At 35.2% G+C, this 24,281-nt stretch carries 28 protein-coding genes; 7 read left to right on the top strand and 21 right to left on the bottom strand.

What is annotated here, in order from left to right; all coding sequences use genetic code 11:
* Positions 1-316 precede the first annotated feature (316 nt).
* Both POF52_RS06270 and POF52_RS06265 read right to left on the bottom strand, forming a co-directional pair.
* On the bottom strand, positions 317-1,135 hold the full coding sequence (locus POF52_RS06270; protein WP_097825075.1) for an STAS domain-containing protein: 819 nt from the start codon (positions 1,133-1,135) through the stop codon (positions 317-319).
* Positions 1,136-1,213: 78 nt separating this feature from the next.
* Positions 1,214-2,056, bottom strand: a complete 843-nt coding sequence (locus tag POF52_RS06265) for an STAS domain-containing protein (RefSeq protein WP_271990817.1) — start codon at positions 2,054-2,056, stop codon at positions 1,214-1,216.
* Between the two features lie 375 nt (positions 2,057-2,431).
* Here POF52_RS06265 and POF52_RS06260 point away from each other — a divergent pair, with 375 nt between their 5' ends.
* Positions 2,432-3,001 (top strand): MEDS domain-containing protein, encoded by a 570-nt coding sequence (locus POF52_RS06260; protein ID WP_176583112.1) that lies wholly within the window; start codon positions 2,432-2,434, stop codon positions 2,999-3,001.
* Positions 3,002-3,454: 453 nt separating this feature from the next.
* Here POF52_RS06260 and POF52_RS06255 read toward each other — a convergent pair whose 3' ends face one another.
* The 5 genes from POF52_RS06255 to POF52_RS06235 form a co-directional block, all read right to left on the bottom strand.
* Positions 3,455-4,774: an MFS transporter gene (locus POF52_RS06255; RefSeq protein WP_271990814.1), complete on the bottom strand. Its 1,320-nt coding sequence runs from the start codon at positions 4,772-4,774 to the stop codon at positions 3,455-3,457.
* 93 nt (positions 4,775-4,867) lie between these two features.
* On the bottom strand, positions 4,868-6,016 hold the full coding sequence (gene dgoD / locus POF52_RS06250; RefSeq protein ID WP_271990811.1) for a galactonate dehydratase: 1,149 nt from the start codon (positions 6,014-6,016) through the stop codon (positions 4,868-4,870).
* Positions 6,003-6,665: a bifunctional 4-hydroxy-2-oxoglutarate aldolase/2-dehydro-3-deoxy-phosphogluconate aldolase gene (locus POF52_RS06245; protein ID WP_176583113.1), complete on the bottom strand. Its 663-nt coding sequence runs from the start codon at positions 6,663-6,665 to the stop codon at positions 6,003-6,005. The genes dgoD and POF52_RS06245 overlap by 14 nt, the downstream gene beginning before the upstream one ends.
* A gap of 17 nt (positions 6,666-6,682) precedes the next feature.
* Positions 6,683-7,636 (bottom strand): sugar kinase, encoded by a 954-nt coding sequence (locus tag POF52_RS06240; protein WP_176583114.1) that lies wholly within the window; start codon positions 7,634-7,636, stop codon positions 6,683-6,685.
* A gap of 17 nt (positions 7,637-7,653) precedes the next feature.
* Positions 7,654-8,412 (bottom strand): IclR family transcriptional regulator, encoded by a 759-nt coding sequence (locus POF52_RS06235; protein WP_176583115.1) that lies wholly within the window; start codon positions 8,410-8,412, stop codon positions 7,654-7,656.
* Between the two features lie 332 nt (positions 8,413-8,744).
* On the opposite strand from POF52_RS06235, the gene POF52_RS06230 reads away from it, so the two are divergent.
* On the top strand, positions 8,745-9,068 hold the full coding sequence (locus tag POF52_RS06230; protein WP_271990804.1) for a hypothetical protein: 324 nt from the start codon (positions 8,745-8,747) through the stop codon (positions 9,066-9,068).
* Between the two features lie 257 nt (positions 9,069-9,325).
* Here POF52_RS06230 and POF52_RS06225 read toward each other — a convergent pair whose 3' ends face one another.
* From POF52_RS06225 to POF52_RS06190, 8 genes are all read right to left on the bottom strand, one after another.
* Positions 9,326-10,075 carry an ABC transporter permease gene (locus POF52_RS06225; protein ID WP_034649887.1) on the bottom strand — a complete coding sequence of 250 codons (750 nt, stop codon included), beginning with the start codon at positions 10,073-10,075 and terminating at the stop codon, positions 9,326-9,328.
* Entirely contained in the window at positions 10,076-10,837 is a 762-nt protein-coding gene (locus POF52_RS06220) for an ABC transporter ATP-binding protein (RefSeq protein ID WP_271990799.1), read from the bottom strand. It abuts the gene before it with no gap.
* 188 nt (positions 10,838-11,025) lie between these two features.
* On the bottom strand, positions 11,026-11,379 hold the full coding sequence (locus tag POF52_RS06215) for a DUF1048 domain-containing protein (RefSeq protein WP_013058327.1): 354 nt from the start codon (positions 11,377-11,379) through the stop codon (positions 11,026-11,028).
* 70 nt (positions 11,380-11,449) lie between these two features.
* Positions 11,450-11,770 carry a PadR family transcriptional regulator gene (locus tag POF52_RS06210; RefSeq protein WP_028414817.1) on the bottom strand — a complete coding sequence of 107 codons (321 nt, stop codon included), beginning with the start codon at positions 11,768-11,770 and terminating at the stop codon, positions 11,450-11,452.
* 181 nt (positions 11,771-11,951) lie between these two features.
* Positions 11,952-12,251 carry a hypothetical protein gene (locus POF52_RS06205; protein ID WP_271990789.1) on the bottom strand — a complete coding sequence of 100 codons (300 nt, stop codon included), beginning with the start codon at positions 12,249-12,251 and terminating at the stop codon, positions 11,952-11,954.
* 61 nt (positions 12,252-12,312) lie between these two features.
* Entirely contained in the window at positions 12,313-12,612 is a 300-nt protein-coding gene (locus POF52_RS06200) for a hypothetical protein (protein WP_176583118.1), read from the bottom strand.
* A 17-nt stretch (positions 12,613-12,629) separates the two neighbouring features.
* Positions 12,630-13,301 carry a hypothetical protein gene (locus POF52_RS06195; protein ID WP_176583111.1) on the bottom strand — a complete coding sequence of 224 codons (672 nt, stop codon included), beginning with the start codon at positions 13,299-13,301 and terminating at the stop codon, positions 12,630-12,632.
* Positions 13,302-13,685: 384 nt separating this feature from the next.
* Complete coding sequence (locus tag POF52_RS06190) at positions 13,686-13,898, bottom strand: hypothetical protein (protein WP_205661768.1); 213 nt, start codon at positions 13,896-13,898, stop codon at positions 13,686-13,688.
* A gap of 704 nt (positions 13,899-14,602) precedes the next feature.
* Between POF52_RS06190 and POF52_RS06185 the strand changes: the two genes are divergently transcribed.
* Both POF52_RS06185 and lepB read left to right on the top strand, forming a co-directional pair.
* The gene (locus POF52_RS06185) at positions 14,603-15,007 is read left to right on the top strand and encodes a hypothetical protein (RefSeq protein WP_016766301.1); all 405 of its coding nucleotides are present in this window, start codon (positions 14,603-14,605) and stop codon (positions 15,005-15,007) included.
* A gap of 567 nt (positions 15,008-15,574) precedes the next feature.
* Entirely contained in the window at positions 15,575-16,129 is a 555-nt protein-coding gene (gene lepB, locus POF52_RS06180; protein WP_271990782.1) for a signal peptidase I, read from the top strand.
* A gap of 676 nt (positions 16,130-16,805) precedes the next feature.
* Here lepB and POF52_RS06175 read toward each other — a convergent pair.
* Complete coding sequence (locus POF52_RS06175; protein ID WP_047933455.1) at positions 16,806-17,117, bottom strand: carboxymuconolactone decarboxylase family protein; 312 nt, start codon at positions 17,115-17,117, stop codon at positions 16,806-16,808.
* A gap of 2 nt (positions 17,118-17,119) precedes the next feature.
* Positions 17,120-17,530 (bottom strand): tautomerase family protein, encoded by a 411-nt coding sequence (locus tag POF52_RS06170; RefSeq protein ID WP_176583120.1) that lies wholly within the window; start codon positions 17,528-17,530, stop codon positions 17,120-17,122.
* Between the two features lie 106 nt (positions 17,531-17,636).
* Between POF52_RS06170 and POF52_RS06165 the strand changes: the two genes are divergently transcribed.
* Positions 17,637-18,512 carry a LysR family transcriptional regulator gene (locus tag POF52_RS06165; RefSeq protein ID WP_176583121.1) on the top strand — a complete coding sequence of 292 codons (876 nt, stop codon included), beginning with the start codon at positions 17,637-17,639 and terminating at the stop codon, positions 18,510-18,512.
* A gap of 206 nt (positions 18,513-18,718) precedes the next feature.
* On the opposite strand, the gene POF52_RS06160 is transcribed toward POF52_RS06165, so the two are convergent.
* From POF52_RS06160 to POF52_RS06150, 3 genes are all read right to left on the bottom strand, one after another.
* Positions 18,719-19,243, bottom strand: a complete 525-nt coding sequence (locus POF52_RS06160) for an SF0329 family protein (protein ID WP_271990776.1) — start codon at positions 19,241-19,243, stop codon at positions 18,719-18,721.
* Between the two features lie 324 nt (positions 19,244-19,567).
* Positions 19,568-19,999 (bottom strand): terpene synthase, encoded by a 432-nt coding sequence (locus POF52_RS06155; RefSeq protein WP_176583123.1) that lies wholly within the window; start codon positions 19,997-19,999, stop codon positions 19,568-19,570.
* 250 nt (positions 20,000-20,249) lie between these two features.
* Positions 20,250-21,032 (bottom strand): GNAT family N-acetyltransferase, encoded by a 783-nt coding sequence (locus tag POF52_RS06150; protein WP_271990773.1) that lies wholly within the window; start codon positions 21,030-21,032, stop codon positions 20,250-20,252.
* Between the two features lie 208 nt (positions 21,033-21,240).
* Between POF52_RS06150 and POF52_RS06145 the strand changes: the two genes are divergently transcribed.
* Both POF52_RS06145 and POF52_RS06140 read left to right on the top strand, forming a co-directional pair.
* Positions 21,241-22,140, top strand: coding sequence for an alpha/beta hydrolase family protein (locus tag POF52_RS06145; protein WP_176583125.1), 900 nt, complete (start codon positions 21,241-21,243; stop codon positions 22,138-22,140).
* A 303-nt stretch (positions 22,141-22,443) separates the two neighbouring features.
* Positions 22,444-23,061, top strand: a complete 618-nt coding sequence (locus tag POF52_RS06140) for a methanogen output domain 1-containing protein (RefSeq protein WP_176583126.1) — start codon at positions 22,444-22,446, stop codon at positions 23,059-23,061.
* Positions 23,062-23,414: 353 nt separating this feature from the next.
* On the opposite strand, the gene POF52_RS06135 is transcribed toward POF52_RS06140, so the two are convergent.
* Entirely contained in the window at positions 23,415-24,251 is an 837-nt protein-coding gene (locus POF52_RS06135) for an alpha/beta fold hydrolase (RefSeq protein ID WP_074895563.1), read from the bottom strand.
* Positions 24,252-24,281 lie beyond the last annotated feature (30 nt).

The following is a 24,281-nucleotide window of genomic DNA, read 5'->3' as shown; positions in this document are numbered from 1 at the left end:
AATAAACCATTTATATTTAAATAATGGAAATATACGATTACAAATTTGATGTCTTTTCTTTTAGGATTAGAGCTAAATTAAACAAATTACGAACTACTGGCTTCATGCTTACGCGTTCAAATATTAAAAAATGAACCAATTATTCTTTATACCAAATAGTAGTATAAGGAAATTAATCAATTTTCATATGAAGTAAACTATAAGGTTTCTGTCCTAAATTTTTTCCAGGATGAAATCTAGCCTGCAGATGTAATTGGGCCAAAATGACATACAACTTAAATCAACTTATTACAAAAAAGCCGAGAAACTTAATTCCCTAGCTTTTTTGAGTTTCTATCGCTTGTTTAACCGTTGCATAGGTTTTAATAGATGAGAAATCGATTCCATTTCTAACAATGGTTTGGGCCAGTTCAGGTCGTATACCAGTCATCATTACCTCAATACCTTGTAAGCGAAGAACACTGTAAATATCAAAGAGGTAACGTTCAGCTATAGCGTCTATAGTTAAGATACCTGAAAAATCAACAATTAGATACTCTACCTTCATTTCAATAATTTTCAAAATAACATTCTCCAAGATATATTCAGCTCTTTCTGAATCAATAGAGCCAATTAGTGGGAGAACGGCGGTTTTATCTTGAATGGGGACCACAGGAACCGACAATTTCAATACTTCTTGTTGCGCCTTTTGAATAATTTTATCTTTCACTTGTTCAAATACTATAATCGTTTCATTAATACTTATATCGAGCAAATAGTTAAATCGTTTATTAATAAATACAACTTCTTCTGAAGAAAGTCCATGCTCTATACTTATTTTAGTAAGGTAATCGATGAAGACTAGGCGCGTAGGAGGATAGCGTGTAATAATAATAGAGATTCTCTCCCCCTGAGATGCTGTACGCTTACCATTGATCTTACTCCATTCAACAAGCCCTTCAGGTACGTTGTTTTCACTACTAAAGAGACTCTTTCCTAAAAACTTAATAAATTCAGTATAGACGATAATTGCTTGTTCAAGTTCCTCCTGTAAAGCCTCAAAATTGGGGTTCTGAGAAATTTCTTGCACAATTTCATTTGCTAACATTTCTGCATTATCATCTAAGTACTTAGCAACGCCTATAATCCCTTTCAATAATTGTCACTCCCTCATCTTCTTATTTATGAATGCATTTAGGCAGTCGTTTTATTTCTTGCTTTCCTATTTATTGTTTTAAAAACGAATAAGGAGATTTTCTGTCGCCTTTTGTAAACTTGATTTTATAGTCAAATTATTAAAATCAATACCAACACTTACAACAGTCTGTGCAACTTCCCGACGAATTCCTGTTAAGACTGTTTCTACACCTAGAAGCTTTAACGAGTCTATCACTTTGAAAATTTGATCTGCTACCATGGTATCTATAATATAAACACCCGATAAATCTACTATTAAACGTTGAAGCTGTAGTCTGTTCGCTGATTTCAACGCTTCCTCCATTGGATAATTGGCTCTTTCCGTATCTATATTTCCAATGAGAGGCAAAATAGCCATCCCTTTAGCTAAAGGGACAACTGGGACCAATAATTCAAGAAAGGCGCTTTGCGCACGTTCAAGGGTTAATTGATAGAAATGCACATAACTTAAACTAAAGGAATAAGCAGCATGATCTAGCAGAGGATCAATAATTCCACCGACTTCAAATACCGTATCTATTGATAGATTATTTTCCTTTATTACTTCCTTCAATGTCTTCCATAAGAAAGTGCGATAATACTTTGTATCTTTTAATGCTTCATCTAATGGCACCTTCAAATTGCAAAACATCTCCCCTGTTTCTTTTCCCCATTGTGTAAATTTTTGGAGTGCTCTTTCTTCATTTAAGTAATTCCTAAGAACTTCACCAAATAGACTTATAAAGTGAGCTCGGATATTAATAAGTTCCACTTCAAGAGGAGACAATTGTTTCTTTTCTTCTTCTGTAATATCAACTATTCTATTTTCATGTACTTCATTAGCGATTTCAAATTTATATTCTAAGATTTTATCCCCTAAAAATCCTATTTCATCTTTCATGATCTCCTCCGAAAATCCTGTTGAGGCTATTATTTAGTTTTTATACTAATTATACCACCACGTGTCAAAACAATTATTTTTTTGTTAATTTCTCAGTATAAAATTCTCTACTCTAATCTTCATAATTTATTAAACAATTTGTTACAAAGGATTAAAAAAATCAAAGCCGAATTCGCCTTCTGTGATATGATTAATCCAATAAATAGAAATCTAGTATGTTATACACATCATAAAACAGAAAATTACTAATCCATTAGTTTTTCTGTATATTAAAGGACATTTAACGTCGGAATATGTAAAATTCACACAAATAAGAATACCTTATTACTCTGTAGATTTTTTAAAATTTTTACCAAAACCACTCTGAGGTGAACTATGAAAACAATTAACTCTATATCTAGTTCTAAAAAATTTGATAAAGGTCATGTCTTTTACCGTTTTGAAGATAAACAATTTTACATAAATAATTTAATGCGTTTTATTAAGAATGGATTAGAGAGTAAACAATGTATATTGATAATTGAGAATATGAGGGCACTTCCCCTAATAAAAGCTACTATTGATAAAAAGTTTATTCATAAACAAAAAGAATCTATTCGTTTAGTTAATAATTTTGATTATTACTTGGCAAATGGTGATTTTCACACCAAAACTATTCTTACTCATTTTCAAGAAGATTTGTCTATGTTGAAAATGAAAAATACGATGATAAGAACATGGGCTCACGTAGAATGGGCTTCAGAGAAACCAGATATTCTTTTACTAGAAGAATTTGAATCAACTGCCGATAATTTTGTTGAGGAGGAGGGTATAGTTTCAGTTTGTGCATATGCTGCTGATTCTTTATCTTCTACTTTGGATACTACTCTGCAGCAATTACATCAATTCATTATGACAGATCATAATTTTTTTATTTCCCCCTTTTACAAGGGGGGAAGTTGTTAAAATCATGGCCATGAATCTACATATTCATAGCTTTTTTGGTTCCCATATAGGACATTATGGTAACCACGTGAAGAGTTTTATGAACCAACTGGGTTACAGCATCCTTCTTATTTACTTACTAAAAAAGATTATAACAGTAGCTAATTTTGTATTATTTCCGATAATGGGTTTTATGGTAACTAGAAAAGACTACTTAAACATATACTTTAACACCGCTATATATAAGGGTGTTAAGTATGGGTATATCTTTTTATAATGGCCAAATATGCGTTGAAGGGATAATCTGCGGATCGTTTATAGAAATAGGCATTACTTTTATAGCCCTATTCGTCATATATGTAGCTTACGAAGCAATCTATAAAAAAGACCGTCCATAACTTTAGAAATTGTGGACGGTCTTTGATTTGCTTATTCGTCAATCTTTACTAAATGTAAATCGCTCTTGATAGTTTCTTACACAATATCTCGATTCAATTTTTCATCTTTAACCACTTTAATTCTTTCTACTTTTCCTACAAGAAAGATATATGAAAGTGCTCCTAGAAGAGCCAATGCCGCTATAAATACTAGCGCTGGGGCAAAGTTTCCTCCTTTAGCTAAGAAACCAATAACAATTGGAACGATGATAGAAGCTAAACCTCCGATAAAGTTAAAAACTCCCCCTGTCAAACCCACTAAATGTTTAGGTGCTAGCGTTGAGACAAACACCCATGTAATAGAGGCCAGGCCATTTCCGAAAAACGCAATAGCCATAAACATGATAATGAGAGATGTGCTATTCACATAATTGGCTCCGATAATTGAAGTTGATAAAAGCAGACCTACGATAATCGGTGTTTTTCTTGCAATACCTAAAGATACTCCTTTTTTCACTAGGGCGTCAGATACAAAGCCTGATAATAATACTCCTACAAACGCTGCTAAAAACGGAGCAGATGCTAAGAAGCCTGATTTTAAGAAATCTAACCCTCTGTATTCCACAAGGTACGTTGGAAACCATGTAAGGAAGAACCATAAAGTAGAGTTTACGGCAAACTGACCTAAGTAGATGCCCCATAGCTTCCGGTGAGAAAAGGCTTCTTTAAGATTTCCCCATTCGAATTTTGCTCTTTCTCCTTTCTTATCAGCAGCTTTAACTAAGCCTCCACCTTCTTCGATATGCTGTAATTCTGCTTTATTTACTTTGCTATGCTGAGAAGGATCACGATAAAAGATGTACCATATAATGCCCCATGCTATACCGATAACCCCTGTAGTAATAAACAGACCTCTCCACCCTAAAAAGTGCTGAATGGTCACCAATGTAGGTGTTAAAAATGCTAGCCCTGCAAACTGTCCCGAAGTATAAAAAGCAATTGCTGATGCTCTTTCCTGATTTGGAAACCAGCTAGTAACTACTTTATTATTGGTAGGAAAAGCCGGTGCTTCGAATGCTCCTGTGGCTAGACGCAGACCAAAAAGACTCCCAAATCCCTTAGTAAATCCTTGCAGCAGCGTAACAATAGACCAGGTAATTAGACTAACGGCATACGTAACACGAGCACCAAAACGGTCAGCCATTACCCCTCCTGGTATTTGTAAAGCGGCATAAGCCCATCCAAAGGCTGAAAATATAAGGCCCAGTTCTACTGATGATAGCTTTAAATCCTTGGACATGGCTGTGGCGGCTACAGAAATATTACTTCGATCCATATAGTTGATGACAACGCTTACGAAAATAAATGCTAAAACACGAAATCTAACGCGAGTCGGCTTTTCGCTATACCCCTTCATTCCCTTATCCCCCTGTATATGACTAGTTTAAAAAGAAGATCTGACTGACGGTCATTTATCAATCAGACCTTTCTTGCTAAAATGGTTTCCCCTTTACCATTCCGCTACAGAACCATCTTTATGACGCCATACTGGATTACGCCAATTATGACCGATATCAGCCATTTTTCTAACATGGTCTTCATTAATTTCAATACCTAAGCCAGGTCCATCAGGAATCTTTACGAATCCTTCTTCATATTTAAATACGTGGTTATCAACAATATAATCTAGTAAATCACTGCCTTGGTTATAGTGAATGCCTAAGCTTTGCTCTTGAATAAATGCGTTGTGGCACGTTGCATCTACTTGGAGACAAGCGGCTAATGCAATAGGTCCTAACGGGCAATGAGGCGCAGCTGCTACATCAAAGGCTTCAGCCATTGAAATAATTTTCTTACATTCTGTAATTCCTCCTGCATGTGATAAATCAGGCTGAATAATATCAACGTAGCCGTCTGTTAAGAGCTTTTTAAACTCCCATTTTGAAAACATTCTTTCTCCTGTCGCAATAGGAATGGATACATGGTTGGCAATTTCTCTTAATGCCTCATTGTTTTCGGGCAAAACCGGCTCCTCGATAAACATTGGACGATAGACCTCTAGTTCTTTAGCTAAAATTTTTGCCATTGGCTTATGTACTCGTCCGTGAAAATCAATACCTATTCCTACATAAGGCCCCACTGCTTCTCTGACAGCAGCGATACGTTCTACTACTTGATCAATTTTTTCATATGAATCTACGTATTGAAGCTCTTCTGTTCCATTCATTTTTACTGCTGTAAATCCTTGTGAGACAACTTCTCTTGCTGCTTCGCCTACATCTGAAGGTCGGTCTCCTCCAATCCACGAATACACTTTAATAGATTCTCTTGCTTTTCCGCCTAATAGTTGATGTACAGGAGCATCGTAATATTTTCCTTTTATGTCCCACAGAGCTTGGTCAATCCCAGATATGGCACTCATTAAAATAGGTCCGCCTCGATAGAAACCGCCTCGGTACATAACGTTCCAATGATCTTCAATATTTAATGGATCTTTGCCAATAAGATACTCCATTAGCTCATCTACTGCAACTTTAACGGTAGAGGCTCTTCCTTCAATAACAGGTTCTCCCCATCCAACAATTCCTTCGTCTGTTTCTATCTTTAAAAATAACCAGCGTGGCGGTACTTGGAACAATTCATAATTAGTAATTTTCATGTACTTTTTCCCCTTTCGTTATACCATTAACTGCGGCTACGTATGCTTTAGCCTTTTGTGTTAACTCCTGCAGGTATGCATGAGTAATTTCACGATTTGTATCTACTAAAGAACTTCCAATCCCAAACCCTACAGCACCTGCTTCTTCAAATTCTTGAATATTGTCTAAGCTCACTCCTCCGGTTGGAAGAAGTGGAATATGAGGAAGCGGACCTCTAATATCTTTAATATAGCTAGCCCCCAGCCTAGCAGGAAATACTTTGATAATATCCCCCCCATTTTCAAACGCCGTTAGAATTTCAGTAGGTGAAAAAGCACCAGGGATACTAACCGCACCGTATCTTTTTGTTAGTTTAATCGTTTCCGTGTTAACAGTTGGAGAAAGAATAAACTTTGCACCTGCTAAAATGGCTGACCGTGCTGTTTCAGGGTCAAGCACTGTACCCGCTCCTACTAGCACTTGATCACCAAGCTCTGTAGAAACCTCTTTAATGGCTGAAAGTGCGTCCGGCGAATTGAGAGTAATCTCTATATTTTTTACACCGCCGTCATTAAGCGCAGAGGCAATTTTCACTACGTCCTGCGGTTTGGCTCCTCTAATAATCGCAACGATTTTATGCTCTAATAAATGTGATAAACTATCCGTCATGGGTAAGCCCCTTTCTTTTATCGTATAACGTCTTCTCTTGTAATCGCATTCATAAATTCGTAAAGCTCTTTCTTATCAGGCAAGCCTTCAATATCACCCTCTACGGTGACAACCATCGCTCCTATAGCACACCCTCTTCTAACTGTTTCTTTTAAAGGAGATTTATCTATTAGTCCAGATAGTATCCCAGCGGCGAACCCATCACCAGCTCCTACTGGATCTATCACTCTCGCAACTTTAAAACCTTCTACGTAAGCGGATTCATTTTCAGTCGAATAATAAGCTCCCTCCTCACCTAGCTTAATAACGATTAATTCTGCACCTAATTGATGAAACGCTGTTGCAATGTCTTCAGGGTTATCCTTCTCAAATAAAAACTTACCTTCATTCACTCCTGGTAAAATAATATCTGCATATGTAGCCATTTTGATGAGTGTTTGGCGCGCAGTTGATTCATCCCAAAGTGTCTTTCGCAAATTTGGATCAAACACTATTTTTACACCATTTTTTTTAGCTGCTTTCATTGCTTGAAATACAGCTTCGTGGCAGGAATCGCTTAGCGCAGGTGTAATCCCTGTCACGTATAAGTATTTGGCAGAAGAGATGTACTCTTCATTCATATCATGTGGATTCATAAAGCTTGCTGCTGAACCTTGTCTGTAATAAAAGACTTTACTGTTCATTTCATTTGTTTTTTGTTTTAAAAACAGACCTGTAGGAGCATTATCATCAAATATCACATGTCTTACATCTATTCCTTCTCCCTTAATACTTGAAAGAATCCGCTCTCCTAGCTCGTCTTTTCCTAATCGGCTAACCCATCCCGTTTGATAACCGAGTTTTGACAGGGCAATCAACGTATTACTTTCTGCCCCTGCAATTTTTGAAGAAAAATCTTTAGCATATCTCATTTTTCCATTTGAGTGTGGGGTAAACAGAATCATTGTTTCCCCCATGCTTATCACATCCATTTTACCCCTCTTTTCATTTATCTCTTTATCTCTTCATATCCAGCGATAAACGATATATTAGCTGACGTTTGAAGCAGCCTTTCTACTATAAAGTCCTTATGTTTCAGCATTCTTTCTTTAGGCCCAGCTACGCTAATAGCAGCTTGAATGCTCCCCTTTGCTCCAAATACAGGTGCAGCAAGGCAAAATAATCCTTCTTCATTTTCTTCATCATCAATTGCATAGCCCATTTGAATAAAAGAATCTAGATTGTCATTAAGCACTTTTTTATCTGTGATTGTATAATCCGTAATAGGCAGTAGCTCTATATGTTCAAGCAACTGTTCTCGCTGGTCTTTAGGAAGAAAAGCTAAAAAGGTTTTTCCTAATCCTGTACAATAGAGCGGCTTACGGTTACCAGGCTGAGCTGTTGTTCTAATAGAGCGATTATTGTCAATCTTAACAACATAGACTAATTCTCCATCTGACAACAAAGCCATAAATACCGTTTCCTGAACATCCTCCATCAGTTCCTTTAAATACGGCTTTCCCTCAGAAGAAATATCCAATGATTCCATAGCCGCTGTTCCAATTTGAATTAGCTTTGGCCCTAGCTTATACCTCTTTAATGAGTCCTGATTCAAATACCCTTCATTATGAAGTGTTCCCACAAGATTAAACGTACTGCTTTGCGGAAGCGAAAGTAAATCGCTAACCTCTTTTACTGTTAGTCCCTCGGGATGTTGAGCAATCAATTCAAATACCCTCAATACACGTTCTGCTGATTTTACTGACATAAAGAAACCCTTTCTGAATCACATATGTGATTTTGAATTTTATATATGATTTACTGATTTAAATATTATCATAGACCGATCATTAATTCAAAATATTTTTACAAATTAAACAAAGATATTTATGACAGAAAATGAAAAACTAGATTTATTGATCTAAAAGCCGTTTTAATTGCTGAAACAGGTATTATATTAACCTAACTTATTTTTTCACTTCTTCCAAAGCAGCTTTAATAATATTAATTATGACCTGGAATGGGTTAACATGAAGAATTTTCTATGTCGTTAAAGAAACATTGGACGAATTATTTTGGATAGACAAGGAGTGATTTTGAATGAAAAAGATAGTTGATCAGAGGTTCACCTTTTTAAATTTGCAGCATATTAAAATTGCATATATTATTCAAATACTTGGAGTTTTACTTATTCTTGGTCATGATTTCTTAAAAGGTGGATTAGAAAAGATGAAGGCAAATTCACTATGGGTTTTGTTCATTCTATCTAGCGTTGTATACGGCTATTTATCTCTAAGTATTAGCTTAGAACAGGAAAAAGAAATAAAAAGACCTTTTCGCTCTTTTTTGCTGAGTTTATTCGTCCTGTTAGTAATCGGTTCAATTACTGCCTATTTAACATCTGTGACTTCAGGATTTAATTAGAGTAATGGAGTATTATTTGGAGGCATTATTTTTGTATGCGGTCTTATAGCCATGAACTATGCGTACCATTTAAGAAAAAACAACAAAATGAATGGGAAGATGATGAATAAAAGAAGACCTTGTTCAAGGTCTTCTTTATTTCTACGGATAATTCACATTACGATAACTAGAAGTAACCCTATTTTATGCTATCAATACTTCACATTAAAATTTAGATGATTCCATATACCTTGGGTAGCTTGCTCAGTTTATAAAATTCACCCTAATTTGCGTTTGAATCCTTTACTAGCTAAAAAGTAAGCGATGACCATGATACCTAGGCACCAGGCGAGGGCACTCCAGATATCGTTGCCAACTGATCCTTCATACAAGAGTGCACGAATTGTATTCACGATTGAAGTCACGGGCTGGTTCTCAGCGAATGCACGAACAGCTTTAGGCATCGTTTCAGTGGGAACAAAGGCGGAACTAATAAAAGGCAGGAAGATTAGCGGGTACGAGTAGCCTGTGGCTCCTTCCATAGATTTTGCTGTCAATCCTGGAATAATGGCCAACCATGTCAGGGCTAGCGTAAACAGCCCTAGTATCCCGGCTACCGCAAACCAATCTAGGATATCAGCGCTGGAGCGGAAACCCATCAAGAGCGCGATGAGGATAACTACTACGATAGTAAGCGCATTGGAAACAAAAGATGTCAACACATGAGCCCATAATACCGAAGAACGTTTGATAGGCATAGTAATGAAACGGGCCATCAGTCCACTTTTCACATCATTAAATAGCCGCACGGAAGTGTAAGCGACGCCGGATGCGATAGCCATCAGCAGGATTCCCGGCAATAAATAATTGACGTAATTGGCTGTTCCTGTATTTATAGCGCCACCAAACACGTAGACAAAAAGTAGCATCATCATAATTGGCGTAATTGCCACCGTAATGATCGTATCCGGGCTGCGCATAATATTTCGCATCAAACGTCCTAGTAATACACCTGTATTGTTTTTCATTTATATTTCCTCCTTTTTGCCGATGATTGCGAGGAAGATTTCCTCCAATGTTGGCTGTTTCTCAATGTATTCCACTTTTGCTGGCGGGAACATCTCTTTAAGTTCGGTAAGGGTACCGGTTTTGATGATTTTTCCGCCATGTAGGATGGCTATCCGATCTGCCAGTTGTTCAGCTTCCTCCAGGTACTGAGTCGTGAGCAAGATGGTCGTACCATCGCCAGCAAGCTCTTTGATGGTGTTCCAGACTTCAATCCTGGCTTCCGGATCAAGTCCGGTCGTCGGTTCGTCGAGAAAAATAACGGCTGGCCTGCCAATCAGACTCATAGCTATATCAAGTCGGCGCTTCATTCCACCGGAATATTGATCCGCCCGGCGATTGGCTGCATCGGTCAAGCTGAATCTTGCAAGAAGATTGTCAGCTACTTCATTAGGATTAGATACCCCTCGCAATTTGGCGATCATGATCAGGTTTTCCTTCCCAGTAAGCATGCCGTCTAACGCTGCGAACTGCCCCGTTAGGCTGATATTCTGACGGACGTCAGCCGGTTGACGTTGGACGTCAAATCCGCAAATACTTACTTCGCCGCTATCAGCCTTCATCAGTGTTGAAAGAATGTTAACTGTCGTCGTCTTGCCTGCTCCATTTGAACCCAGCAGTGCAAAAATTTCACCGCGCTGCACCTCAATATTCACCCCTTTTAAAACTTCTTTGTCTTTAAAAGACTTTTTTAACTCTTTTACAAAAATCACTGTATTTCTCATACGTTTTTCCTCCTTTTAAAAGCTCCACAAGCGGGCTCGCTAGAACTGTCATGATATAACTAAGCTGAGCGTCTCGTAGAGCTAGTTTTTTTATACTCTACTATTAAGTCTGACTTATATTCTGTATTACTTAGTACCGAGTTTAAAAAATGACCGAATAGCAAAAGTAACTAGCTATTCAGTCGATGTTATTGATTAAATTTATTTTTTCCTAATCGTTCCTTAATACTCTGATTCAAATCTTCACGATACTTAACCATATAAGTTTTAGCATTTGCCACTAATTCGTCAGCAAAGGAAGCCACATCGTCTCCCGTAATTTCGAGCACCTGTCTACCTTCTGCAGCACCTGCTTCGAATAAATCAATTAATTCATACTGCATGTGTAGCATATCCATTCCGTTGCCCGATGAGAAATTCCACATGTAGTTTTGAATTTTTTTAAATACAAACTGATAGTCCTCTGGCAAGGCTTCAACCCGTGCCATCATCATTTTATACTCTTTTTTATCACCAATCATTTTTTTGAATATTTCCAGCATGTCATTTTTCCTCCTTTTTATAAAACTTCATAAGATGCTTTAAAACTATCCGACGGTCTATCTTATGAAGTTAGTTTGACTTCAAGACGTTGATTTTTGATGATACAAAATCCCACCTTTTCCAAAACAGCTCAAGCTCCTTGTAGCCTGCCTCATTAAGCGAATAAAATTTGCGGGGTGGGCCCATATCTGATGGTTTTTTTTCTATATTCACAAGTTTTTTCTTTTCTAATCGTACGAGAATAGTGTAGACCGTCCCTTCCACGACCTCGATAAATCCAAGCTCGTTCAGACGGCGTGTAATCTCATAGCCATAGGTTTCATGCCGGCTGATAATTTCTAACACACAGCCTTCCAGCGAACCCTTCAGCATTTCAGTTAAATTTTCGATCTTCAGAACCTCCTCTATATCATCTGACTTATATTCTGTATCACTTAGTACCAAGCCAATTTTCACTTAATAACTTTTAAAAATTGAGCTATTAAGTAATACTTAGTATATGTAGATTGTAATACTTAGTACCGGGCATTTCAACTATTTTTTAAAATATTTTCAAAATTATTTATGCTTTTTATTTTGGGAAAAGCTTATTAAATAAGATAAGCATAATTACAAAGTATGGAATCCATAATACAGTCCCAAAATAATTTAGTTTACTATCTTTTAAGTATTGACGATTCAGTAAATAATAAATGAAACTAAATACGATAATCAAAATCAACATAACTATAACTCCAATTTTTCGTGCTACTGCTACATCAATTTTTGTTATTCTACTAATAAGATAAATATTGAAAATTAGTTCGATATTAATAAAAATCAAAACAGCATATAGTATACTTGAGAAATTTAATTTCAAAAACCAATTCATAACGTCCCTCCCTAAATGAAAAAAGTCCTCTATCAAGATAATAGAGAACTTTTTAAAACAGTTAGCCTAAAATGTAGAATAAGCATAGTAATAAAATATCAACAGGCAAACTAATACTTAGAAAAAGTAAAATATATTTTTTAGGTTCTGGACCTCTCTTCTTAATTGAGAAGAATTCTACTCCTAAATTGTTGATTGTAATTAGTAAAGCAAACATTACATAAAGCAAAACGTTTTCTTTAAACATATGCGTAAATAGTGGAGAGAATAAAATCAAAAAAGTAAACATTTGAAAAGATCCTCTTGAGAACAAGTCTATTTTACCGCCTAAAAATTCTTTGAAAGTGTTATCAGGACTCATGTTATATCACCACCTTATTATGATAAACAACCAGCAGCAGCACTAGCACCTAACCATACAGCACCAACTCCGGTGCCAATAGCCCATCCTGCAGGTCCACTTACCCCAGCAACAGTCATTAGGCCACTGAAAGCAGCAGTATGAGCAAATCCAGCAATCGAAGCTGCTCCACAGCCACTAATTCCTTGAATTGAAACTGTACCAGAAGACGTTTTACTTGCGCCAAGTTCTTTAAAAATTTGTTCTTTTAGTTCTTTACCTTCTGGGCTATCAATAATTTCGTTGAATTGTTCTACTGTAGCTGTTAGTTGATTGTATGAAGGAGAATCAAGGTTATCTTTTACTCTCTCTTTATTTTCAATGATTACTTGATTCTTATCTTCGTCGAATTTTACATACTTTAGAATATTATTAAGTTGTTCAACTGAACCTTCTAACTGGTTATAAGCATCAGAATCATTAAGATCATTTTTTAATTCCTCTTCATTAACAATGGTTATTTGATTATCTTCTTTACTGAACTCTAAATGCTCTAATATAGTATTAAGTTCTTGTTGTTCTGCTGTAGAAAGTTCCTGACTTTCTGCTGCATTTACGCTTACCGGCGTTCCCACAGCAGTAGACGTAAGTAATACACCAGCTGTTAAAGTCGTACATACGGAAAGTTTAATTTTCTTTGTAAATTGCATATCTATAAAATCCCCCAACCCTAAAAAATACTTTATATGTATTATCCTACCAGATATTCAAAAGATTTAATTGTATTTCTAGTAATTTGAAAATAACATACTAGAATTATTCAAAAACCAGGAATTTTATTGTGATTCTTAAGGCTCAAATAAATTCATATATAGAGTCTAAAATCACCGGATTTTAACATATAAAGTGTATCTTCTAGGAGGAACAATAATTCTACGTTATTGCTAGTTGCCTTCAGATAATTTTTTTCAAACTGAAATTTTTTCATTTGAAGATGAATTAAAATGCTTTTACTGCGACATAGCATTTTCCGACGTTTTGTAATTCATAAAGTAAATAACGTCGTTGAATACACACTTTGTAAAAGCTGATACCTAGATTTTTTTCTCAGCCTCATTTATTTCTCTTTCAATAAGAGCCACTGAAAGCTCGAATGCTTGTATCCGTCTTTTAGCTAAGGTTATTTGAGATTTATATCTACCAGCATTTTCTTTAGCTTCAAACGTTTTTACTGTCTGTCTGAGTTTATGTAAAGTTGAATCGATTTGACGCTTTGCTTCAACTAATTCAGCTACATCAAATTTCATTTAAGTCTCTCCTTTTTATAATTGTTATTGGCAGCCTTCTCATATGAAAAAGCTGGTGCCTCATCTCTGTATAAAGCATATCATCAAGATCTATTCCTTGCTGCTCTATCTCTTATTAAATGACCATATATAAGAGTGAACAAATGCTAGAGTTTAACCCTCCCATTTATCTCCATCCGTAATCCACTTATCATTTTGCAAATCATAGCATGTATCATAATCATGAAAACTAAAATAGGTAGCTAACGTACTACCTTTTCCGTCTGCCTTATTTCGACACTCTACAAACCATTCTACAATGGCTTTTGTTTCACCTTCCTATATTTCCTGTGCGGAAGTTTTATAGAACGCCCAAAATCCATCTTCTTTGTCAACAGGTATGCTATACATTTCAATCTCGTCAAACAAGTCGTAGATACCTGAAAAAATACTGCTATTTTCCCCTTTTCAATTTATATTGTTATTGTATAAAATGAAATTTTCTTTTCTCTTACTTAAATCTTACGTTTTTCTTAATTTTCTTTTTATAAAAATTAGAATTTTACCCTTTATATTAAATAGAATAATAGTCAAGCTCGAATAAAACCTGATCATCTATAATAAAATTTAAGGAAAAACCTTTTTGATCATACTATGTAGGTTTTTATTAGGTTCATTCTATGAAATGTAATAGATTATTCAGATGGAAAAAGGAGTGAATACAAATGAGTTTAGCCACCTATATAGGTTCGAATGTAGAATTACCTATTAATGACGAACTGGATGATATAGTTACTATTGGAAGCTGCTTTTCAGATGAAATGCATCGATTAAACATAAAGAAACATCATTTTACTACTTCTTATGTTTATGAAGTGTCAAGTGACTGGGGAATTGAAATTACGGAATATATGAATAAAAGCAGACTGAAAGAATCAAAAGAGAAACTACTTGCACTGTGTCAATTGATGGATCACTATCTTAAATCAGGAGATTTTTTTGAATTGTATAGTTGTTGGATAGGAGAAGAAGCTGAAGAGCGAGAAGGAGAACTAACGTTAAACATCAATTATTTTGATATAGATGCTATTAAAATGCCTGAAAAAACATTAGTTAGAATCGAGAAATAAACTTCCCTTATTATGCTAACATTTTTTTCGCATCTATAATCTGAACGCAAAAAAAGCTATTTCAATCGTATTGGCATCGGAGTGAAATAGCTTTTTCTACTTTACATTCAAGAGTGTGTTAGATCCTTATGGATATCTTCACATGTGAATTGTATCACAAACTTTTCTGCATGTGAAGATAAAAAGTTAAATTTGTATGACAAGTATCAAAAAAATAAAGAGCAACCTCATTTGTCAATGACGAGGTTGCTCTTTATAAGGGTTCATTCATACTTATCCGAGTGCGAACGATAGCAGCATTATAACCCTTTTTTATTGTATCCTTATCTTTAGAGCCTTCTGGTCGTCCAATTCCTACTCCACCGTCAACCATAAGTAAGGATTTTTTATTAAATACCAATTCTCCTGTATATGCATAATTATAGTTTCGAATATACTCAGAATTAATTACTTCTTTTCCGTTGTAAATGCTAGCATATATAACCTTCAATTGTTAAATTAAAGGTTTTTTTCTATATATTGTGTTATACTTTTAAACATGTATTACGGTTGTAGAGGAGTTTTCAATTGAAACAGAAAGAGATTTTTTCGTGGATTAAATCCATTATTATTGCCTGTATTCTGGCTTTTGTGGTAAGAGAGTACCTATTTACACCTATAGTAGTAGACGGTGAATCGATGATGCCGACTTTAAAAGACAGTGAAAATATTATTCTTAATGAAGTAGGTAAAAATAAAGTAAATAATATAAAAAGATTTGATATTATCGTTTTTCATGCTACAAAGGAAAAAGACTATATTAAAAGAGTAATCGGTTTACCTGGTGATCATATAGAATATCGCAATGACACGCTATATATAAACGGTAAAAAATATGAAGAGCCTTATCTAGACCAATATAAAAAAGAAATAGGAACAGGCCCATTAACTGAGGATTTTAAACTTGAAGATTATACAGGCAGCAAAACCGTTCCAAAGGGTCAATTATTTGTCATGGGAGATAATAGAATGTACAGCTTAGATAGCAGATCAACTAAAGTAGGAACAATCTCCGTAGACAAAATCGTAGGAAAAGCCAAATTAGCTTATTGGCCTTTAAAAGAATTTCAATGGATTAAGTAAAATCTTTTAAAGCTCCCTTATGAAAGGGAGCTTTTTCTATTTCTTTGCCAGTCCGTCACATGAAATGAAGCATTGTTGCTTTAAGTCCCACACTAACTGCAGCCCCTGTTTAAATTCACTTTTCCTTATATTTTCTGCGAAAGTGAGAAATAGCTGACGCTCCTGCACCAGCAATCAAAATTGAAAAAATAGTAGATAGCATATCATTGGCAACAAACGTCTTCACCAAAAATGCAGATAGAAAAATAGCTACAAAACCTATTCCTAAATATGAAAGATTAATAATTGATCACTCCAGCTATAACGTTATTCCTATGTAAAAGGTTTTACAATTAAAAACATGATGAACATAATAACGGCAAATAAAGCCCCCTGAAGAACAAAGTTAATTGGTTTATGAGTATCTTCATTAGCCTTTACAAACAGCTTAGACCATCTTGTATACATCACTAATTTTGCACAAAAGTTAAATAAAACACCTGCAATGATTGAAGCAATTGCTATTTTTAAGATATGAATTCACTCCTTTCTAACATACCAGAAGGATATCCATAACCTAACATAAACACCTAAATAATACAAAAATCCAAGAATCATAGGAAGTAGTCTTTCCACCTTCTATGCCGCCACTCGTTAACCCCCCTACCTTCTTTTTAAACATAATTTTGATTTGTTATTATTGCTTTGCTACTAAATTTAATGCTGCAGATGCCTTTGGCCACCCCACGTAAAAAGCCATATGGGTTATTAATGCAATAATTTCTTTTTCAGTCACTCCATTCTTTTTTGCCACCTGCAGATGAAAAGGCATTTGTTCGGTGTTGCCAATGCTGATTAAAGCAGAAAGTGTACTTAAACTTCTTTCTTTTGAGGTTAAAGTGGGGTCTCTCCACACTTCTCCAAATAAGATATGTTCTCCATATTTCACAAAGTCAGGAGCAAGATCTCTCATTTCTTCCAGCAGCTTAGACTCAATGCGGTTATTCATTATTATTTTTCCTCCTTTTGATTCACCATTTGTGCGATTCCTTGCCCAAATGACCAGTTTTCAAGCAGTGTCTCGTTTAATGTAATAAAAATATTGTTTGTAGAAATATTCAAGTGAGTGGAAAGCTCCTCTGCAATAGATTGATACAGCTTCTTTTTCTGTTGAATTGTTCTCCCCTGCCCACATGTAATGGAGATATAAATCATTTGATCTGTTCTTTTTTCTCCATTTTCTAAGAGGTACTGTGAGTCATAGAAAAAATGCTGAGGTGGATATGGTAAAAACAGTTGGAAATAATCGTCTTTTGGGATGTAAAAATGTTGGATTAACGATTGATGAATAAAATTGCTTACTTTTTTTAATTCCTTATCGTTTAATTGATATTCTGAATAGTAAACGTTAACAAATGGCATCTATCATCTTCCTTTCTATATTCAGTGTACTTCCACACTCTTCATTTGTATAATTGAAAATAAGTCTGATAATTATCGAAAAAACCGATAGAGATGGGGTTAGAAAGTGGAAATTAAAGAATTAACGACGTTTAAAACAATTGCGGCAGAAGGAACGTTTTCACTTGCAGCAAAAAAATTGAATTACGCTCAATCTACCGTCACTGCTCATATTAAAAAGTTAGAAAAAGATCTTGGATTTCTTTTGTTTGAACGAGGCTGGGAAGCAAAATTAACAAAGGAAGGTACACTATTTGTAGAAGAAGTAGATAGCTTGTTGAAGCACTGGGAGTATTCAATCTCTCAAGCGCAGCGTATAAGCAAAGAGGAAAAAGGAACAATCAAAATAGGCTTATCAGAATCGATTGCTCAAAAACTGATGCCTGCTGTATTAAGTTATTTAAATGACGAAAAGCCTTACATACACTGCGATTTCACCATTGGAAACACGGCGCTTTTATCAGAACTATTACGTCAAGATAAGCTGGACTTTGCTGTTTGCGGAGAGAATACAAATCTTTCCGGTGTAACTTTTACTCCGCTTGGTAAAGAACAAATTCAATTTATTGTGAATACGCCTAACCATCGGCTGCTACAGCAGAAATCAGTTGAAATAGCCGATATTATTCACTATCCCATTTTAATAGGAGAAAATAGCTGCTATTACTATCAATCCGTCAACCACTTTTTATTTGAGAATAATTTAGCCTTTAAACAAGTCTATAACTGCAGTGCCCTGCACCTCATTCCAGAAATGATGTTTGGACATGCAGTGGGGATAATTCCTAGAGGAACCAGTTTAAAACCAACTAATATCCCGTTTAAAGTACGAGGGTTTGACCCTGAGATGCCTATAGGATTATTAATGTCTGCTGAAAAAAGAGCCTATTTGAGTCAGACAAAAAAGAATGTTATAGAGGTAATTAAATCTTCGTTATCGTAGATCAACACTCACGTAGAATAACGTAAAATCCTCTGCTCTAGAAGCAAAGGATTTTTATAGTTATAGAGAGTTTGATCCCTTTTACAGATTAATATAATACTCATCCACTATCTCTATCATGAGCATAGTTTTTTGATAAGCTGTCTTTAAAATCTTGAGGAAGCGTCACATTTCTAAAATTTAAGCCAATTAAATCTTCAATATCTTCATTTTTCAACCTTACATCTTAGTTCATAAACTTGCATAATTAAAGGGTGCACGTCCGAATTGTACTTTAAAGCTTCCAGCATCCTTTCCCCTATCCTTCTATCTACTAATGCAAGAGCTTGAGAAATAATGTTCCCAGAATTTAATGCTCGATCAATGGACAGCTGAGGATACTGAATGAAAGCGTCATAAACATGGTCGACGTTAAAAATACCTCTATGTTCTAGAATACTTGCAGTGTAGTCCATATCATTTACCTTCCCAATGAATTCCGGGAAACATTCAAATAAACACTCTGGAAAGGGTTTGCTTGTTTTTCTCTGTACTACCTTCCAAAGTTTATCATGTTCCATTAAATATTCTGCTGAAGAAGCATTAAAAATCTCCTTCTTATCTAGAGTAATCCAAATACGTGCCTGTTCTCCAAGAGAAACGTTATATTTAGTCAAATGAATACTCAATCTATACTTCAACTTATCACAGAATAAATTCTCCATATTTTTCTTTACTTTCGTCCACTTCATGCTATTTTTGTACTCCTATTCCCTAAAATTATACGATTTCGCTTCTAGAAACATATTATACAAAATATGCCTAGTTCAAATTGTTTTTCTTCATATATAGAACATACTTCATCGTTCTAGAAAATAAAAAGAGCATCTAACTATTCGTTTAGATGCTCTTTTTATTCATTTCTTTCTCCTTCCGTTAAAAAAAACGCCATTATAGTGTAATTTCACACTATAATGGCGTTTTTTTGAATATTTTTAAATTAATAAATGTAATTGAGTTCCCAGAATTAAGTATTTATGTAAACTAGCTTTGTATATAGTACACATCGTTATATTTTAATCTTGAGATAAATAAATCCAGTTCATTTCATCAAATTCTTCGATAGTATAATTTGAACCTATATCCTTTAAAATTTTATTTAAAAATTTTATATTTACTTCATGATCATACAGATCTTCTTGAATGTATTCCGTAATAATAAAATTCGTTAAATTTGTATTATTAACAAAATCTGAAAAGAACGATTTTAGAAAAAATGAATCTTCTTCATTTAATTTTTCATCATTGATTAATGAAATCCTAAACACATTTAAAATCGTGTTAATATCTTCTTCCTCCATATAACATAATGGATCTAGTTTTTTATCTTCTTCTGTAAATGGCTTTCTCGTGTCTTCTATGACTACATAAGAAAAGATAGTTCCCTCTCTTTCTACTTGAAAAATTTCTAAATCACGTAATTTTAACACTCTATGAAGCGATATCATAATTTCCCCCTGCTTAAATATTAATTTAGGATATTTTAATAAAGTAGATACTGTTAAACCTAACGAGCATAGGATTCAGTTTACAGTAAAATCATCTTGTGTGTTGGTAATTAGAGAGCAAGGCTTATCGACCGCCTGCGGAAAGCGACGTCTTGCACGGAAATCAACCGCGGTGTAACAAGCGATTTGCTCATGCATTCCATTCGTTCGTCTGTAGATTGTATTGATTTATTTATGTCTCATTCCCTGTTCATTTTAATACATATAAAGCGTAATCCTCTTCATTCGAAAACCCAAGTTTATTGGCTAGTGCTTTTGATGCTTTATTGTTACTATCGCAATCCCAAGCAGGCATAACGTTTTTTTCTACACATTTATTTATAAACGCCTGGCCCACTATCTTTCCTAATCCTTGTCCTCTATAGTTAGGGTTAGTCACAATATCAATTTCAGCTATTGTTCCACTATGAAAAATAGACACACATTCAGCGATAATCTTTTCTTTATGGATAAGACAAACTCCTAATCCGTTTTTCAGAAAATTACTCTCTGATCCCCAGTACTCCACTATATATGATTCATTGAAATTCTCACTTTTTCTTAAAGAATCAGCGTTAAAGTCTTTTAACTCATAGAGATTGGACGGGCTGTACGTAGAATGAACTTTTGAAGGAAGAAACCTATACTTAGAACGCGTCATTTTCTTTACATACGTTTTGAAAGTTTCGTCAAAAACAGTTTCCCAGTCAGTGGATGGAGTAAAAACCGTAAACCGTTTCTCCTTACCATACACGTTCTCAACAAAATAACGATAGAGAAAGTTATTAAATACCACGTCATTTCCTTGTCCAAATACATAATAGTCACCTGCACCTATTCTAAGAAATCCTGATGAAGGTCTTATCATATCATGTACGTACACAGCTCCTGGAATAACATGATTAACGACAGAAAAAGCAAATGTAGGAGTCTTAAATGACGCTTCTAACATGTTGTTTATCTTGTAATAATCTTTCGGTTCCAAACAATGCATTTTATTTCCTCCTTAATAAATATCACTGTCTTCATTATATAAGTGCATGCACAAATTTAGTTATCATAATGTGCTTTATCGATACAAAAACAGCCCGAGGAATAATTAAAATAAAGGTTAATTACTCTTTTTCAAGAGAGCTAAATCAAAAAAATTTCATATATAAGTTTGTTATAATAAAGATTGTTAAAAGCATGGAGGAGTATAAGTGCACATAAGAAAACATGAAAGACAGGCATTTTATGCCGGATGTCAAATCGTAGATATAGAAGATCATGGAAATGAACATGACTTTCCTTTACTTATCATGTATCCTACATACCAAGAAGAACAAGTTGAAAAGATGGGACCTTACACGATAAGCGCTGCGCAAGATGCTCCGCTTTCAAATGGATCATTTCCTTTAGTCATTCTTTCTCATGGAGATGGTAGCACGCCTCTTGCTTATCGAACCATTGCCCAGTTTTTAGCACGTAATTGTTTTATTGTAGGGGTACCTCAGCATCCGTTTAATAATCGAGAGAATAATACACTATCTGGAACAATAGATAACCTAAAAAATCGGCCTAATCATATACGTACTGTAATCGATTGGTTTTTAAAAGAAAGTTCCTTTTCTCCATCCATTAAATCAAATAATATTTCTCTTATTGGGCATTCCATGGGAGGATATACAGCTCTTGCTGTAGCAGGTGGAGTTCCCACTTCTTTTCCTTCTGAATCTCCTGATCAAAAGCCTTATTGTTTATCTGTTGATCATGACAAGCGGGTTCAATCACTTATTCTTTTAGCGCCAGCCACCGGATGGTTTAGGGAAAAAGGAGCCCTTGAAGACGTGAATATACCTATTTTAATGATTACAGGCGAAAAGGATACGATTACTCCTTCTTTTCACGGGGGATTTGTGTTAAATGGAGTTTCTGATACGGAAAAAGTTCAGCATATCGTTGTAGAAAATGGAGGGCATTTTTCATTTCTCAGCCCATTTCCCGACTTTATGAAATCTCCTTCTTTCCTCCCCTCTCAGGATCTGGAAGGCTTTAATCGCAAGGAGTTTCATGAGGATCTGCAAAACACTATATTGGACTTTTTATTACGTTCTTTTTAACAGATTAGTCAGTTGTATCACCTTTTCTTTTGAAGCAATTATATCTAGAAAGAGAAGTTAAAATCTCTTAGAAACTGATGAGCTTCTAAGGGATTTTTATTTCTTATAAGGCCCATTATGCTAATCTCCTTCTTTCTTTTTAAAAAGAAGTCAGTATTTACAAATAAATATTTTTAAATTCAAAAAACATAACACGCGATCTTGTTAATCTGTAATAATTAAGAAATAGAGATATATAGAAAAAGTGCTGCTTATTGAATTGATATTTTTGCTCTTTTACAAAACAAAAGGGGGATTTACAATATGGCTTTAAAAAAAGGTCAGCTAAGCGGACATGTATTTTTGGCTAAACTTATTACACAGTACGCAATGATTCATGAAAAAACGGTAGGCCCTGTAGCTGAAGAATATATTAAACAAATTGGTATTCGTACTGGAGAGTGGATGGAAGACTTTTATAGCGATAAGCATGAAAAGTGGACGGTAGAGGAATATGCAGAAGTTATAATTGACCTTAAAAATTCAATTGGAGGTCACTTTGAAATTATTTCCGTTCATCCAGATCATGTGGTTGTAAGCGCTACCCAATGTCCATTTGGTGACGTCGTACAGGATGCTCCTCATTTATGTAAGATGACGTCTAGTGTGTTTGGAGGAATTGCAGCTCGTAAATTTGGCTATGGAAAAGTGAGCTTGCGCCAACGTATTGCTCTTGGTCATCCAATATGTGAAGTTGCTATATATTTTACAAAGCACAGTGAAGAAAATGGAGATGTGTATGAAGATCTTCCTATTACCCCTTCTTATGGTAACCCTTTCAATTGGGAAGAGGAAACGATTCATATGCTTAATCAAGAACTTCGAAGAAGCGATGAAATGATTGAAACCCTTCTTGCGGAATTAGAAGAATTACGTAAATAGCATTGTATTACCACACTTAACTATTAAGACATTTTGTTCTAGTTAGAGAAGCAAAACAAGACGTACAAAACAAAGAGCAGCCTTTAATTAAAGGTTTGCTCTTTGTTTTTATCACTCATTTTAATTATTATGGTAAGCAGAAAAAATAAAGTAAAAGTTATTATAGCTATTTAGGGATTTTATTTGTAATCTTATGCTTAAGAATCAGATGCGTCACCCTAAAGAATCCTTGGAGCGATCAGAATGCCTTTGTTAATTGCATGAACTGATAAAAAAGAAGCGCCCTCCGGCAACTTCTTTTCGCTTTTCCTATTCATACGTCAGATTTTCACTTACAAAATAATCATTTATACTTAGTCTCTTAAAAATGACAGCAGCGCTTCGTTAAATTCGTGTGCATGCGTTGCATTTAAGCCGTGTGGACCGCCTTTTATTAAAGCTAACTTGGAACCAGAAATGGCTTCATGCGTTCGCTTTCCGCTATATTCGAATGGAACAATCTCGTCTGCATCACCGTGAATAATAAGAGTAGGTATTGTAAACTTGGCTAGATCGTCTCTGAAATCCGTTTTGCTGAAAGCAGCTATACAGTCTAGTGTCCCTTTAGGCGATGCGGCTGCTGCAATATCCCGGTTGTAAAGTCGAAATGGTTCGCTGACTAAGTCATTTCCGTCTTCTACCCCAAAAAATGTTTTTGTAAAATCATCAAGAAAAGCTAAGCGATCATTTTTTACGCCGTTTTCAAATTCTTGGATTCCTGCATCATCTAATGCTCCTTCAGGATGATCTTCTGACTTATAAAGAAATGGTGGTACAGCTCCTGCAAATACAGCTTTTTCTACTCTATCTGTTCCGTAAGTTCCTACATAACGAGCTACTTCTCCGCCGCCCATTGAAAACCCGACTAGTGTCACATTTGTTAGATCCAAATGTTCTAGCAGCTGATGTAAATCAGCAGCAAATGTTTCATAATCGTAGCCGTCCCATGGCTGAGAAGACTTTCCGAATCCTCGGCGGTCATACGTTATAACTCTGTATCCAGCCTCAACAAGAGCTGGAACCTGATATTCCCAAGATCGTCCGCTTAGCGGCCAGCCGTGAATTAAGACAACCGGCTTTCCTGTCCCATGATCCTCATAGTATAGTTCAATAGGTGCTTCATTTTCTGTTCCTACATTAATTTTTGCCATTTCGCTACCTCCATTATATAGTCGTTCTTT

Source organism: Priestia sp. AB, assembly GCF_028369225.1.
GTDB lineage: Bacteria > Bacillota > Bacilli > Bacillales > Bacillaceae_H > Priestia > Priestia megaterium.
The sequence above is the reverse complement of the archived record's forward strand: the minus strand, read 5'-3'. Positions and strand labels throughout refer to the sequence as shown.

Bases quoted from the DNA above. Each gene is read 5' to 3' on its own strand.
- POF52_RS06205 (WP_271990789.1), bottom strand. From the start codon at position 12,251: ATGAATTGGTTTTTGAAATTAAATTTCTCAAGTATACTATATGCTGTT.
- dgoD (WP_271990811.1), bottom strand. From the start codon at position 6,016: ATGAAAATTACTAATTATGAATTGTTCCAAGTACCGCCACGCTGGTTA.
- POF52_RS06225 (WP_034649887.1), bottom strand. From the start codon at position 10,075: ATGAAAAACAATACAGGTGTATTACTAGGACGTTTGATGCGAAATATT.
- POF52_RS06260 (WP_176583112.1), top strand. From the start codon at position 2,432: ATGAAAACAATTAACTCTATATCTAGTTCTAAAAAATTTGATAAAGGT.
- POF52_RS06245 (WP_176583113.1), bottom strand. From the start codon at position 6,665: ATGACGGATAGTTTATCACATTTATTAGAGCATAAAATCGTTGCGATT.
- POF52_RS06220 (WP_271990799.1), bottom strand. From the start codon at position 10,837: ATGAGAAATACAGTGATTTTTGTAAAAGAGTTAAAAAAGTCTTTTAAA.
- POF52_RS06190 (WP_205661768.1), bottom strand. From the start codon at position 13,898: ATGAAATTTGATGTAGCTGAATTAGTTGAAGCAAAGCGTCAAATCGAT.
- POF52_RS06170 (WP_176583120.1), bottom strand. From the start codon at position 17,530: ATGCCATTTGTTAACGTTTACTATTCAGAATATCAATTAAACGATAAG.
- POF52_RS06140 (WP_176583126.1), top strand. From the start codon at position 22,444: ATGGCTTTAAAAAAAGGTCAGCTAAGCGGACATGTATTTTTGGCTAAA.
- POF52_RS06195 (WP_176583111.1), bottom strand. From the start codon at position 13,301: ATGCAATTTACAAAGAAAATTAAACTTTCCGTATGTACGACTTTAACA.
- POF52_RS06215 (WP_013058327.1), bottom strand. From the start codon at position 11,379: ATGCTGGAAATATTCAAAAAAATGATTGGTGATAAAAAAGAGTATAAA.
- POF52_RS06135 (WP_074895563.1), bottom strand. From the start codon at position 24,251: ATGGCAAAAATTAATGTAGGAACAGAAAATGAAGCACCTATTGAACTA.
- POF52_RS06240 (WP_176583114.1), bottom strand. From the start codon at position 7,636: ATGGATGTGATAAGCATGGGGGAAACAATGATTCTGTTTACCCCACAC.
- POF52_RS06185 (WP_016766301.1), top strand. From the start codon at position 14,603: ATGAGTTTAGCCACCTATATAGGTTCGAATGTAGAATTACCTATTAAT.
- POF52_RS06150 (WP_271990773.1), bottom strand. From the start codon at position 21,032: ATGCATTGTTTGGAACCGAAAGATTATTACAAGATAAACAACATGTTA.
- POF52_RS06265 (WP_271990817.1), bottom strand. From the start codon at position 2,056: ATGAAAGATGAAATAGGATTTTTAGGGGATAAAATCTTAGAATATAAA.
- POF52_RS06235 (WP_176583115.1), bottom strand. From the start codon at position 8,412: ATGTCAGTAAAATCAGCAGAACGTGTATTGAGGGTATTTGAATTGATT.
- POF52_RS06230 (WP_271990804.1), top strand. From the start codon at position 8,745: ATGAAAAAGATAGTTGATCAGAGGTTCACCTTTTTAAATTTGCAGCAT.
- POF52_RS06155 (WP_176583123.1), bottom strand. From the start codon at position 19,999: ATGATATCGCTTCATAGAGTGTTAAAATTACGTGATTTAGAAATTTTT.
- POF52_RS06255 (WP_271990814.1), bottom strand. From the start codon at position 4,774: ATGAAGGGGTATAGCGAAAAGCCGACTCGCGTTAGATTTCGTGTTTTA.
- POF52_RS06200 (WP_176583118.1), bottom strand. From the start codon at position 12,612: ATGAGTCCTGATAACACTTTCAAAGAATTTTTAGGCGGTAAAATAGAC.
- POF52_RS06175 (WP_047933455.1), bottom strand. From the start codon at position 17,117: ATGAATAACCGCATTGAGTCTAAGCTGCTGGAAGAAATGAGAGATCTT.
- POF52_RS06160 (WP_271990776.1), bottom strand. From the start codon at position 19,243: ATGAAGTGGACGAAAGTAAAGAAAAATATGGAGAATTTATTCTGTGAT.